Source organism: Bacilliculturomica massiliensis, assembly GCF_900605495.1.
Taxonomy (GTDB): Bacteria; Bacillota; Clostridia; order Peptostreptococcales; family Anaerovoracaceae; genus Bacilliculturomica; species Bacilliculturomica massiliensis.
In genome coordinates this window covers 626,057-639,508 of sequence record NZ_LR027603.1, presented here as the reverse complement: position 1 = coordinate 639,508, position 13,452 = coordinate 626,057, and the positions used below count along the sequence as shown (strand labels likewise).

The 13,452-nt window shown below is 50.3% G+C and carries 11 protein-coding genes and 1 CRISPR repeat array (1 of these 12 running past the window's edge); of the genes, 1 reads left to right on the top strand and 10 read right to left on the bottom strand.

Annotated elements, in window-relative coordinates:
• Positions 1-76: a CRISPR direct-repeat array (repeat unit 32 nt; unit sequence ATTTCAATCCACAGGCTCACACGGAGCCTGAC) (it extends 1,086 nt beyond the left edge of the window).
• A gap of 1,163 nt (positions 77-1,239) precedes the next feature.
• The 8 genes from cas2 to E0E37_RS12285 form a co-directional block, all read right to left on the bottom strand.
• A complete protein-coding gene (gene cas2 / locus E0E37_RS12320; protein ID WP_130863333.1) occupies positions 1,240-1,530 on the bottom strand; it encodes a CRISPR-associated endonuclease Cas2 in 291 nt (96 codons plus the stop codon).
• 42 nt (positions 1,531-1,572) lie between these two features.
• Positions 1,573-2,604, bottom strand: a complete 1,032-nt coding sequence (cas1c, locus tag E0E37_RS12315) for a type I-C CRISPR-associated endonuclease Cas1c (protein ID WP_130863332.1) — start codon at positions 2,602-2,604, stop codon at positions 1,573-1,575.
• On the bottom strand, positions 2,601-3,260 hold the full coding sequence (cas4, locus tag E0E37_RS12310; protein WP_130863331.1) for a CRISPR-associated protein Cas4: 660 nt from the start codon (positions 3,258-3,260) through the stop codon (positions 2,601-2,603). The genes cas1c and cas4 overlap by 4 nt, the downstream gene beginning before the upstream one ends.
• Before the next feature lie 2 nt (positions 3,261-3,262).
• Positions 3,263-4,111, bottom strand: a complete 849-nt coding sequence (gene cas7c, locus E0E37_RS12305; protein WP_246019719.1) for a type I-C CRISPR-associated protein Cas7/Csd2 — start codon at positions 4,109-4,111, stop codon at positions 3,263-3,265.
• A 71-nt stretch (positions 4,112-4,182) separates the two neighbouring features.
• Complete coding sequence (gene cas8c / locus E0E37_RS12300; RefSeq protein WP_165445337.1) at positions 4,183-6,153, bottom strand: type I-C CRISPR-associated protein Cas8c/Csd1; 1,971 nt, start codon at positions 6,151-6,153, stop codon at positions 4,183-4,185.
• Positions 6,150-6,899 (bottom strand): type I-C CRISPR-associated protein Cas5c, encoded by a 750-nt coding sequence (gene cas5c, locus E0E37_RS12295; protein ID WP_130863328.1) that lies wholly within the window; start codon positions 6,897-6,899, stop codon positions 6,150-6,152. The genes cas8c and cas5c overlap by 4 nt, the downstream gene beginning before the upstream one ends.
• A 260-nt stretch (positions 6,900-7,159) precedes the next feature.
• Positions 7,160-9,601: a CRISPR-associated helicase Cas3' gene (cas3, locus tag E0E37_RS12290; protein ID WP_130863327.1), complete on the bottom strand. Its 2,442-nt coding sequence runs from the start codon at positions 9,599-9,601 to the stop codon at positions 7,160-7,162.
• Between the two features lie 347 nt (positions 9,602-9,948).
• A complete protein-coding gene (locus tag E0E37_RS12285) occupies positions 9,949-10,470 on the bottom strand; it encodes an O-acetyl-ADP-ribose deacetylase (RefSeq protein ID WP_130863326.1) in 522 nt (173 codons plus the stop codon).
• Between the two features lie 122 nt (positions 10,471-10,592).
• Here E0E37_RS12285 and E0E37_RS12280 point away from each other — a divergent pair, with 122 nt between their 5' ends.
• Positions 10,593-10,727: a CDIF630_02480 family spore surface protein gene (locus E0E37_RS12280; protein ID WP_130863325.1), complete on the top strand. Its 135-nt coding sequence runs from the start codon at positions 10,593-10,595 to the stop codon at positions 10,725-10,727.
• A 102-nt stretch (positions 10,728-10,829) separates the two neighbouring features.
• On the opposite strand, the gene malQ is transcribed toward E0E37_RS12280, so the two are convergent.
• Positions 10,830-12,311: a 4-alpha-glucanotransferase gene (malQ, locus tag E0E37_RS12275; RefSeq protein WP_130863324.1), complete on the bottom strand. Its 1,482-nt coding sequence runs from the start codon at positions 12,309-12,311 to the stop codon at positions 10,830-10,832.
• The gene (locus E0E37_RS12270) at positions 12,308-13,423 is read right to left on the bottom strand and encodes an ABC transporter ATP-binding protein (protein ID WP_130863323.1); all 1,116 of its coding nucleotides are present in this window, start codon (positions 13,421-13,423) and stop codon (positions 12,308-12,310) included. Before E0E37_RS12270 ends, malQ begins: the two co-directional genes overlap by 4 nt.
• Positions 13,424-13,452: the final 29 nt, after the last annotated feature.

Here is a 13,452-nt window from a genome sequence, read left to right as displayed (position 1 = left end):
CGGAGCCTGACCTGAACTCGTGTGTCCACCGTCTTCAGCCGACAATTTCAATCCACAGGCTCACACGGAGCCTGACAGCAAAATGCAAGAAAAATGTTTCCCCGCGAGCAATACCACCGGAATTCCTACGGTCCTCATCTCATCGCATGCCAGCTTCAAAACAATATCTTACATAAAAATAAAATTTTTTAGGTGCGAATCTTCCAGAGATTTTATGTTCGCTTCACATTCGCACCGCTAATACCTTTTGTTCATTTTAAAACAATCCACCACTTGGCGCTGATGATCCTTGTTTGCCTTTCCGTCTTTATACATTTCCAATCATTGGAACTATGATCCATTCTTATCAAGCCCCATTCATCGCCTGACTTAACTATATCGGAACATCCATTCCAGGTCAAGCCGGTTCTCTAAATCTTATCTTGCAATAGAATCTGTACAGACGATCCAACATAAGTAATCGTTCTGTGATGCAGACATCTAAAAGCCACAAAAATATATTGGATCATCGGTAGTGATAAACCACTACCGATGTGAAAAACTAGGTTCCAGCTTCGTTAGCCGATTCCTGCTGTAATCAATGATTATTTCCTTCCGTTCCTTTATCATCACCTTGTAAAAATCCTTTTGTAATTGATCGATCACAGGTATTTCTTCAATTAGATTATCGATCTCGCCTAGATCGATCCGCCCTGATATTTTCTTTAGCGCTTCGTTACACTCCGGATCTGTAAGGATGAAATAAAATCAAAGTAGGATATTTTTCCCATTATCCTCATAGCGCCGAGCTGGAATCCCCAAAGAGAATAGTGTTTATGCCGATTTCAATCCGTGGGTCCCATGCTGAGCCCGGCATAATGGTAATTATGACCTTGCCTACCTCACCATATTTCAATCCACGGGCCCCATACGGAGCCCGACGGGCTACAGGTATCTGAGACCGTACCGAGCAGCGTATTTCAATCCACGGGCCCCATGCGGAGCCCGACCTCCCGTTTTGTACCCAACAGCTCAAACAGGAGATATTTCAATCCACGGGCCCCATGCGGAGCCCGACAGCAAAAACAAAGAATAATTCCTGTCGATCTTGACATTATCCCTTATTTATATTGCGTTTACACATATTTCATCTCTCTTCATGTAAAAAACAGGATACTATGGGCTGAATTCAGGTGCGAATCTCCCGGGGTTTTTATGTGAGCTTGACATTCGCACCAGATGATCCAACGTTTTTTCAAATCAGACAATCAAAATACCTTCCACATCGAAGGATGGTTTTGCGCCTACATGTTCGACCTTCGACTGATAGTTTTTCCCCAGGAAATAATATCGCAGGCTGTCTTTTTCCTCGTCAATAATATTTTCTAGTTTATATTGGAGTTCTTTGAACAACGCTGGATCGATGACGCATTCAAATACGGAGTTCTGTACACGCTGCCCATAATTTGTACACTGCTTAGCCACATGGCGCAGTCGTTTCCTGCCCGCGGCGTCTTCTGTACAAACGTCGTATGTAATCAGTACGAACATTTCGTTCCACCTTTCTCACGGATTTCATCCCGTTTCTGAAGTCTACTTCCAGAAAAACGGAGGGTATTCGTCAAGGTCGCCGCGGATAGATCGGGCAAGGAGCATAGCCTGCGTATAAGGCACCAGGCCCCAAGGCATTTTTTCATTCAGAAACGGATGGGTGATAGTCTCCTGTTTCCTGGCCTGCCAGGCGGATAATACTTCTCTCCGCGCATCATCTGTCAGAAATACCGCTCCATTTTCCTTCTTCAGAAAATCGTCTTTTTTCACCTGTTTTTTATTGATCAGGGAAAGCACAAAACGGTCTGCGAGCACTGGACGCAGTTCCTCCATCATATCTAATGCCAGAGAAAATCTTCCGGGACGATCGCGGTGCAGAAATCCTATATATGCATCAAATCCTACGGTTTCCAACGCACTGGCCGTCTCATGCGCAAGGATCGTATATAGAAACGACAACAGCGCGTTTACGTTATCGAGGGGCGGTCTTTTATTTCTGTCTCTAAAGTAAAAATCATCCTTCTGCTGAAGGATCAGATCGTCCAGAACTAAAAAATACGAAACCGCGCCTTTTCCCTCATATCCGCGAAGTTCATCCATATTCTCCGCGCTGCGGACGGATTCCAGCGACGCGGACAGCTGTGCGGACGCTCTTTTTATTTTATCTGTGTCCAGCCGCAGGGCGTAATCACTTGTGGCTCTCTCAAGAACCCATTTACAGTTGAAAAGTTTTCCTAATATGCAGTTTTTCGCGATCCCCAAACTGCGGTCTTCATCTTCCGAGATCGCGTACTGCTCCTTTCGAAGTACGACGTTGCCCTTGGACATGCCTACAACGCGGGCCAGCAGTCTTCCGTGCTTCGTAAGAAAACAAAGTCCGATACTGCGCTCCGCGCAGGTGCCCATCAACGCGGGACTGGCTCCCGTGTACCCGAACGAGACGATAGATTCCAGATTGTGCAGCGGAACTCTGCCGAGCGTCCGATCTTCTTTGAGCACCACAACATTTTCACCGTCCAGAGAAAGGTAAGCCTCCGGCGTTGTGACGTACAATGTATTGAGCAGCTTTTTCATTCGGCCAGACTCCTCTCTATGTAGCGTTTCACCGACAGCTCCCTGCAAAGTTTCGGCAGACACAGATCAGCGATAGAACAGGCTTTACAGCTATTTCCCGTTTTGACTTTGGGCGTACAGCGGCGTTCATACATCCGATGCATTTCCGCGCACATGTCCCGGACATGGGCTCTCAGTTCTTCTGTAAAATCCACGCGATGCCGTCTTGCCGTCTCGCCATAGTACATAAATCCCGTCTCTATTTCACATACCAGCATTTCCTCCAGACACATGGCCTGCGCAGTAAGCTGCAAGATATCCGCCTCTGTCTCCTTTGGCCTGCCCCGCTTGTACTCCACCGGGAGGGGCAGATAACGCCCCTCCCGCCCGTACAGCGATACTCCTGTTTCATCCGTGTGAAACTCCACCACATCACAGACTCCCCGGATGCCCAGCGTTTTGGAGAACACCGGCATCCCCCTCGAGATCAGCAGGCCGCCGCGCTTTTCTTTTGAGAAGGTATCGTGGGCGCGCTGGTGCAGCTGCTCGCCTTCCACCGTTCGCACGTTCTCTTTCCACTGCTGTTCCACATGGATCAGCGCCCACTGCCGCCTGCAAAATACGAAGTGCTGAATACCGGACAGGGCCAGGAAATCCTCTTCTCTGTATTCCTCCATGGCTAACGGCCGTCGAATACTTGCGCTTCCAGCCCGTCAAGCGGCGTCAGCTGAACGTTGCCGGCTATATCGTCTGCCCTTTCTATTTTATCGCCGTTTACGATCAGGGAACGGTGAACTTTTGCCGAAGAATATTGTCCGGATCTGCAGTTGTGTTTCCACCAGATGACTTTATGTACCTCCATGCTGCCGTCTGGTCTGGCGGAAGAAGCGTCATTCTCAAACAGCGAGATCAGCGCCTGTTTTATTTTCTCTGCATCTTCATCGGAAAATCCGGTTTTCTCAGACAACTGCGGATTGATGCTCCCATAAATAATATAAACGCCAAAATCCACCCGGTGCTTCATCCCCATGGTATCGGAGCCCCGCTTCTCTCCCGGTTCGCCGTTTACGCTCTTGGTTATCTGCATGCTTGTCACATCCACCGGTCTCACGCTTACCGCCGTATGGACCGACACCGGACCCCTCACGCCGATCGACACGCCTCCCTCTTTATCCTTGTCTTTGAAGGCAAAGACCTGTCCGAAGCTCCTGACGTCGATCCACTTGTCACAGGCTTTTTTCATATAAGCATCCGCGTCCTTTCCCTTCATCAGCTTCTTCAGTTCTTCGTCCCCCTGCGCCCGGTCCCGCAAATTAGTAAAACCGTCGTCGCACCGATCGTCGGACTGAACAAAAATGCGTTCCCCCATATCCTGCAGGCGGTTTCTGATCTTTCGTTTAATACACACGTCAGAAATTTCCCCACGGCCCTCAAAATCAGTCCGGGGCCTGTTTCCGTTCAGGGGATCGCCGTTGGGATTGGCGTTCTTTACAGAAATTACCACAGCAAAATCAATCTTGTTATTCAAAGCCATCGTTTATTCCTCACTTTCTTTTCACTTATCCAGATTCCTATATGCTGCCATTTTTCTCTACCGGTTCATCCCTGACTGCTGTCTTGGCCTGCTACAGGCGCCGCTTCGCCGTCTCCGGTCTTCTTGTCGCCCTTCCCCCTCCACAATTCGCTGAGCTGACATTCATAGCCGTGAAGATACAGGGGATCCAGCGGCGCATCTACCTCAAATTCTCCTGCTTCAAACAGATCGTTTATCTCTCCGATCAATTTCTGACACACGTTTAAAACTCCGGGCTTTTTCAAAAGTTTTGTCTCGTATGGGCTCAGATTTTCTTTGATGATCTGCCATGTTTTGCAGGGCCGTTTTGAGAAAGCACACTGGTACCGCTGGGCGTTGGTATCTCTCTCATTCCATTTTTCAAACGTGATCTGTTCCATGTAATGGGCTACCGCCAGAAGCCTTCCATACAAATAGCTCCGATCTCTCTTTTCGTGATCCAAAGACATTGGTAATATCTCTCCTTTCCCACTGCTTTTACTTCTGTCAAAATATATCTTTCTGTACAATGCGCAGGCGATGGTCAGCGCCTTGCTTCGTTCCCATTCTTCTTTATACGCCATCGGATTGGACGCCTTGACGATGACGCAGTGGGCAATATCCCAGGGCAGCGGCGTTCCGTCCACAATGCAGCAGACAAGGCGTGCGATCAGCGCTGCTTTCAATTTATCGCCGCAGTTGGAGCCGTATCCCACGCGGACGATATCCTCCGGGGAAGGGGCGCCTTCGAAGGAAAAGCGCTTCTTTGTCTCAGGATCGAAGCCGTAGGAATGATTCCAGGCACAGATTTTATGCCACTGCTCTACTCGGTCCAGAAATTCGTTTCCTGAAAATTCTCTGTAAAAGGAGATGGACAGCCGGCCTTTTGTAGCCGCCTGCAGCCCCATGAAAATAACCTCCGCCTTCGTATCTAAATTGGCACGATATCCGTTTAACGCTTTATTGAACCGCTTTGAAAAAGCCTCGTTGGTGAAACCGTGCAGGTCTTCATCCGCTTCTCGCTGCTCGTACAGTTTGACCAGATCCACTGTATCTCCTGCAACAGGCGGCAGCGCTTCATTTTTTGTTCCCCATGCCAGAAAGCACTGTTTATCGATCGTTTTTCCCTGTTTGTCGATCAGCCAACGCAGCGCGTTATGCGCCTTCTCTGACATTTCATAGCTAAGCTGCGACACCTGGCTGCCCTCTGTGAACCGGCCGCGGTAAGTAAAACCGTCGTTGTCATTGGCCGAGATCAATTTCGCGTTCGCCTCAAAGGGCACGATCTTTTTAGGGTAAAATGTGGCGCAGGAAGTCCGTTCCCCTGAACCGTAACAGATCGCTTCCCCGCTTCTGCTGTTCAGATAGTAAGCAATATAGTCCTGAAAGACCTTCGGGTCTTCCCACAGCTCTGAAACGGCGCCATTTATTGTAACCGCAATGCGGACCGCCGCGTCCAGCTGACTGCCGGTTACCGCTTTAAGAATAGGAGGCGTATCCTCTTTCTTCCCATTCCATTTTTTCAGAAGCTTGCCATCCTCACCGCAGACCAAAACCCCAAATCGGATCAGATCCCCGATCAGCGTACCTTTCTTCAGATACGCAAAAATCACGTTCACCTTGGGATTTGCATAAGGCGAGCTGCACCAGCGCTCCAGATCCGACATATAACTTTCGTAGAATTTTCCGCCTTTTTCTCCACCGTATTTTTCATAATCTCCGGCCAGATACTGCAGCTTATCGAAGAGTGGGTGGTGGACCGGCGCGGTCCCCGATCTGACTGCGGACTCTTCCGTGCAGGGAATGATCGTGACTCCTTCCTTTTTGTTTAATACTGCGGCCCCCGTACACTCCGCCCTTTCATTTAACGTCAGCTGCACATTTGCATTCATAGTGGTGTGGGCAATGGGCAGCAGCGGCGCTTCGCCGGTCTCCACGCTGTTATCGTCGTAATGGATCCTGCCGATCTCAATACTGCAATTTTCATAGGTTTGATATAACTTAGAAATCCAGCTCACCAGTTCACCCCCTCCTTCTGTAATTGCAGCTCCAGGGATTCATCCCACAGTCCTACTTCCGCCAAACCGGAAAAATTCCCTTCCCCAAATTCCTTTCTCTTCTGTGGATGAATGGACTGGATCAGCGTACATTCCTCCGGACGAATAAAATGAATATAGCCATTTTCCATCTTTGGCCGCCAGAGTCTCACCTGCATTTCATCAAAGCCGCTCTCATCCGGATAGGTAATCCCGTGAACCATAACGCCCAGATCGATCTCTCCATATTCATCGTAATATCCGGTCCCTTCCCCAAAGACGCAGGGTTCTACATAGCTCTGGCACTCCCTGCAGCCCAAATAAATATCGCGACGTCCCCCGCGCTCGATCATCCGTTTGGCGATCAGGAAATGTTTGTGTTCATTCCAATCCTCCCTCAGCTCCGGGCGATTTTCATTGAAGATAAAATGCGCCTTTACCTGATACCTTACATCGGTCAGATAGCTGTAACAGGACAACGTATTTCCACCCGCGTAATTGATCGGACGGATCCCCTTTGATTGGGTGCGGATGGGATTCATGATGCGGACCGAATCGATGATCCATATAATGGTCGGCTTCCAATATACAGACTCGCAGACTCCCTTGAGCGCTTGATAGGTGGGCGCCTGATAGGTGCATTTCTCGCCTCCCGCCCTCAGCAAAGGATCTGTAAACAGCGCCGTTTTTCCCGTTACCTCAAAGGAAACCTCGTTTTTATACCGCATTCCTTTCCTCCTTCCCTATTTTTTGAAACAATATATAATATCCGGCTGAGGACAACATCAAAATGTTGCCCTCGCCTCCACCTATTATGTATATCATTTTCTATCACCTCCTCTATTTCTTTTTCCTATGATAAAGTCATTTTGTACATCAACATGATGTACTGCCGGATCTTCCCAGATCCGAGGATTGAAAACTATATAGGTAAATTAACGGAATGCCCTGCCGCTATGGCAGGTTTTTTCGTTTATATACTGCAGCCCTAAACGTTCAATGCGCCCATAAAGCTGCTTCCTTCCAGATCGATCCCCGTCTCGTCGTCATAAAAGCCAGATACAAGTGCGTAGACCGCTCCGTCTCTCAAGGGCGCAACGCCTCCGTTCTTCATAAGAATTTCAAATTCCCAGCGGTACAGGTTTACGGAATAGCGCTGAGCCAGCTTCAGCAGCCTTTTCATTTCACCCAGTTCACAGCTGCCGCTCAGTTTCGCGATCAGCTCCTTTCCCTCTTTTCCATAGTCCGTCACTACAGAAATCGTCCCCCCCGGGATCACCTCAAATCCCTTTGCCGCCGTTCTATGCGCCTGCGCACATTCCAGAACAAGAGGAACATTGTTGTTTTCATTATAAGACTCCACACCGACGGAATTTTTGCCCAGCAGCGTCATGATCGAAGTGTTTTCCAGACCCTTCACGGGGTAATTCATCAGCGGTTTTGCTTTCTGATAATAATAATCAAAATACTTTGCCATGACGGCCGGAGAAAGCAGACTGTGATCGTACGGTTCGCTGTCCCCGGCAAAAGAATCCAAGATCCGCTCGCACTGTTCTTTCCCCCATTTCATTTCCTGCAGCTTGCTCAAATCTTCGTTTGCCGGATTGATGAGATAGACCATCTTGACGGTCCCTGCGCTTCCGTGTCTGTTGCATCTGCCGGCGGCCTGAGCCATGGAATCCAGGCCTGCAACCGCTCTTACCACACAGGAAAAGCTGATGTTGACTCCGGCCTCGATCAACTGGGTGCTGATACAGATCACACGTTCTCCCCGTTCCAGGGCATCGATCACTTTTTGAAGGACGTCCATCCGATGAGTCGGGCACATATGAGTACTCAGATGAAATATTTGAAACAGATCTCCTTCCGATGCGCTGTTTCTGCTCTTTATTGCTCTGTAAAGCTGTTCGGCCTGCTTCTTCTTATTTAAAATGACGAGAGCGTTCCCCTCGGCTTCCGCCTTCTCCCATACAAACGCTTCCATTTCATCAATGGTGTAACCCGACGGTTTTCTGCAGTCCACGATCTCCGTCCTCTTCAGTTCAGAAAACAGCGTTGCTGTATCGGAGATCATCTCTCCCTGATTCCTGGCCATAAGCGGTTTGGCTGTCTTGCTCAGCTCCGGCTGAGTGGCCGTGCACAGAATGATCGTGCTTCCGCACACCTCTGCGAGAAAATTGATCGCAGTGTTAAACAGGTTGATACACCGATAGGGCACCGCCTGAACTTCATCGAAAATAATCACAGAGCGGGAGAACTGATGAAGTCTGCGGGTATTTCCCGATCCTGCGGCGTAGAAGGAATTTAAAAATTGAACTAACGTGGTGAAAATGAACGGCGCCTCAAACCGCTCCGACGCCAGCATGAGAAATTCCTGTTTTTCTTCATCCTCGACCGGTATGGAAAGTACATTGGAGTCGAATTCCAGAAGCGTTTCCACGTCGTCTTTGCCGATATGAAACACTTCCCGCATATCCCTCACATTCTGATCCAATATAGTCAAAAACGGCGCAATGTAAATGATATGATCCATCCCTATCTGCTCTGCATGTGCAAGGGCGTATCGAAAACAGGCATACGTTTTTCCGCCTCCCGTGGGTACTGTCAGTCGATAGATTCCCTTGGGATTTCGTGAATAGTTAAGACATTCCTCAGCCACTTTCATGCGCAGTTCCATGACCCGGCGTTCTGTTTTCCCCTTGGGCATTTCAAATGAATCCAGTCTCGCTTCCAGCGCCTTCGCGTATGTGCTCCAATCTTTGAACCCTGTTAAAAAGGTCTCGATCGGGCAGCCTTTTTCGAAGCAAAACGCATCCAGCCGATCCCCGTCGATCAGGCAGCTGTAGGCAAACTTTGTGAGAAGCCCGACGACCAACTCATCTTTTAACCTGATCTCTCCTGTGCGTCTCAGAACAGCTTCTATTTCCAATACCGCCCCATCGAACAACGCTTCGATCTCTTTCTCTGTATAACAATTTGTAAAGTAATTATGGATCGCTTCCTCGTATCCATAGCTTTCCGGCGCCTTTGCCATGCGTTTTAAAAATTCTGAATGACAGTCCAGATCCACAAAATCACCTAACCCGCCGTGATGATAGGCGGTCACCATGGCCAGCATCTCTGCGGTGATCCTTCTTATTTTGCTGCCATTGTGATATTTGGAAAAAATATAATAAGCCCCGGCTGTGGCGTGGTCGACACTGCCTTTTTCAGCGTGACTGCCCGTCAGGCAGACGCGGTGAATATATTCCCAGAACGCGCTGGTCTCCTTGCCCATATCATGGACCAGCGCGGCCAATTCCACAAAAGACCGCAGGCCCGCATTCTGGCCGAAATGACCGGCAGAAAGCTTTGTCTTTTCCGTGTGCTCTTTTATAGTCTGTATCTCGACTTTTCCATCCCGTATTTTTTCATGCGCAATATGTTCCATTGATCTCTCTCCTTATTTCGTTGATGTTAGCATTGATTCCGGAACTATATAGTCACAAAACAAAAAAAATCCCGCACGCTAAGCGTACGGGAAATCAAAATCTCCATGATAAAACAACTGATGATCAACAGCAGAATGGAACAATTCGGACACAGTTAAACGACGTCTCATGGCGCTACCTCTGCTGCAAAACAGCTTCATACAATAGCCGGTTCATTTCATCCATTCAACTAGTCTACGTAAAATGTAAGTCAAGGAAAAAATCATCTGGTTTATCTATAATATTTTAACATTTTACAGCCATTTTAACAACCATATAATATAGGAATTCGGTGTGAATTCTTCCTTTATCTCCCCGCCCCCTCCAGCGCCTTCTCGTAAGCAGCTTTTACATCAGGGCTGAAACAGACCATGGATACAGACTTGATCTCCGGATTTTTCCCGATCTCATCCAGTATGGTATTTACGGCGATGGCGGCCGCAGCTTCCAGGGGGTAGGAATACACGCCTGTGCTGATAGAAGGAAAAGCGATAGTTTTCACACCGTTTTCTTCAGCCAGCCTGAAGCAGGAACGGTAACAGCTTTCCAGCAGACCGGCCTCGCCGTTGTTTCCGCCCCGCCAGATGGGGCCCGGCGTATGGATTACAAAATCACATGGAAGATCGTATCCTTTGGTGATCTTTGCCTGTCCCGTCTCACAGCCGTGGAGCGTCCGGCATTCCTTCAGCAGTTCCGGGCCCGCGGCCCGATGGATGGCGCCATCCACCCCGCCGCCTCCCAGAAGGCTGCAGTTGGCCGCGTTGACGATGGCGTCCACTTTCTGCTGTGTGATATCTCCCAGTAATATTTTCAGTTTATTGGTTTCCATACTCTTCACCTCTCTCATTTCTTCCTGATCCCTAGGTTTCTTCCAGATCCCCGGGCGCTTCTCCTGCGTATATTCTAACACACAAGCGCAAAAACTAAAGAAAAAGATAAAGGAGATCTAAAATGGAAAAGAAAGAAGCTTACAAAACATTCCCGCTGGCAAACGACTACAAGCGTGAACCGGATTCCAATGAGGCGATTCCATCGCCGGACGACGTCAAAGAAGCAAAAGACTGGGTCGACTTCAATGAGAAGTAGCCCAGCCCTTTACATAGATCTATGTTCATCAAATGCGTTCATCAAGTACGTTCATTCAAATTCAACCGTTCATTCCTTACAATGAATTCAATAGCAAGACCTCTATTCCCTGAGCCTGCCATAAGTCTGCGTATATTCTCTCAGCCGTGCGGTCAGCTCTTTTGTAACAGCGCCGGCCTTCATGCGCCATTTCCAGTTGCAGCCTAGGGTGGATGGCGTGTTCATACGGGCCCGGCCGTCAAGTCCCAGGATATCCTGCATGGTGAGGATAGCCGTGTCTCCCACACTTTCCAGCGCCCCGCGCATCATGCCCCAGTGGAATCCTTCTTCTTCAGTCAATCTCAGGTATCGCTTTGCAAATTCTACGTCCTCCGCCGGAGCGTGTTCCATCCAACCCAGTACGGTGTCATTGTCGTGGGTGCCTGTATAGACCACGCAGTGCGGCCCGTAATGATAGGGCAGATAGTCGCTTTCCTCCCGGGCGTCGAAGGCGAACTGCAGCACTTTCATCCCCGGATAACCGGAATCCTGTACCATCTGAAGCACTGAATCTGTGAGAAATCCCAGATCTTCAGCGATAATATCCTTTTCCCCCAGAGCTTCCCTCATGCGGTGAAAAAACTCTATGCCGGGTCCCTGTTCCCAGCGTCCCACCCGGGCGTCTGGAAGATCCCGGGGAATGGAATAATAAGAATCGAAGCCGCGAAAGTGGTCGATGCGGATCACATCGAAAAGTTCCGAGGCCTGGGCGATCCGCCCGAACCACCAGCCGTAGCCGTCCTCCCTCATGTTGTCCCAGCGAAACAACGGATTGCCCCACAGCTGGCCCAGCCGGGAAAATCCGTCGGGAGGGCAGCCGGCCACATTGACAGGCCGAAGGTCTTCGTCCAGCTGAAACTGTGCGGGATCGGCCCAGACGTCCGCGCTGTCCGCCGCCACATAGATCGGCAGATCGCCGATGATCCGGATGCCTTTGTCATTGGCATAGCGCTTGACCTCCCGCCACTGCGTAAAGAACCAGAACTGCACCACCTTCCAGAATCGGATATCATCGGCCAGTTCGCATCGGGCATGTTCCAACGCTGCGGACTCACGTCTTCGCAGGGGTTCTTCCCACTCCTGCCAGGCCGCCCCGCCGCGCTGATCCTTCAGCGCCATAAACAGCGCGTAATCTTCCAGCCAGCGGCTTTCTGCAGCGCAGAATTCCGAAAATTCCGCCGGACCCCGGTCTAAAAAACGGCGGGCCGCCAGACGCAGCACGGGGTAGCGCATCCTGTACATTTTTTCGTAGTCCACTTCTTCCGGGTCAGTTCCCCATTCTGCATCCCGAAAATCTTCCGGGAACAGCAGGCCCTGCCAGGCCAGCGTATCCAGATCCACGAAATAGGGATTCCCCGCATAGGTGGAAAAGGACTGGTACGGAGAGTCGCCGTAGCTGGTCTGACCCAGAGGGAGGATCTGCCAGAAGCTCTGCCCCGCGTCGAACAGAAAATCTATAAACTCGTAAGCGCTGCGCCCGAAGGTACCGATCCCATAGGGCGAAGGCAGCGAGGAAATGTGCATCAATACGCCGCTTGTTCTCATCTGATCGCCTGCTCCGTTTCTCTGTCAAATAAGTGAAGTTTGTCGCCGTCCGCAGCCAGGGTGATCTCATCGCCCACCTGCGGCATGATCCGGGAGGAGACCCGCGCCATCACACGGCTGCCGCCGGATGTTAGAATGGTCAGATAGACCTCGGCCCCAGTCATCTCCGCCGTCTGCACCTGTCCGCGGATCAGCCCGTCGCTTTCCTTATAGCGATGAGAGTCCACGGAGATCACATCCTCCGGCCGGATGCCCACTATTATAGTGGTTCCCGCGTATTTTTGCAAGCGCTCACCGGAAAACCTTCCCGGCGGGACCTGCATGGCAAGCGCGCCGCTGTTCAGGTACCAGTCGTCCCCTTCTCCCTTTTCCAGTCTGGCCTCTATGAAATTCATCTGAGGAGAACCGATAAAACCCGCCACAAACATGTTGCAGGGCTCATTGTACAGTTTTTTCGGCGTGTCCGCCTGCTGGATCACTCCGTCTTTCAATACTGCGATGCGGTCCGCCATGGTCATGGCTTCTGTCTGATCGTGAGTCACATAGACGAAAGTAGTCTGCAGACGCCTGTGCAGCTCCCCGATCTGACTGCGCATTTCCGTCCTCAGTCTGGCGTCCAGATTGGACAGCGGTTCATCCAGCAGAAACACCTCAGGATTCCGGACCATGGCCCGGCCCAGCGCCACTCTCTGGCGCTGACCGCCGGAAAGGGACCGCGGTTTCCGGTCCAGATACCGCTCAAGATCCAGCATCTTCGCCGCTTCCCGCACTTTGCTGTCGATCTCTTCTTTTGGCGTTTTGCGCAGTTCCAGACCGAAGGCCATATTTTTGTACACGGTCATATGGGGATAGAGGGCATAGCTCTGGAACACCATCGCAATATCCCTGTCCTTCGGCGCTACGTCGTTCACCAGACGGTCGCCGATATAGAGCTCGCCGGAGGACACCTCCTCCAGACCCGCGATCATCCGAAGCGTGGTAGATTTTCCGCAGCCGGAGGGCCCTACAAGGATCAAAAACTCCTTATCGCGGATCTCCAGGTCCATCCCCGGTATTACCGTCGCCTCCGGTCCATATGTCTTAACTACATTTTTAAGCGTGATCCCCGCCATACAAGTCTTCCTCCCGAGTTGTTTCTGAA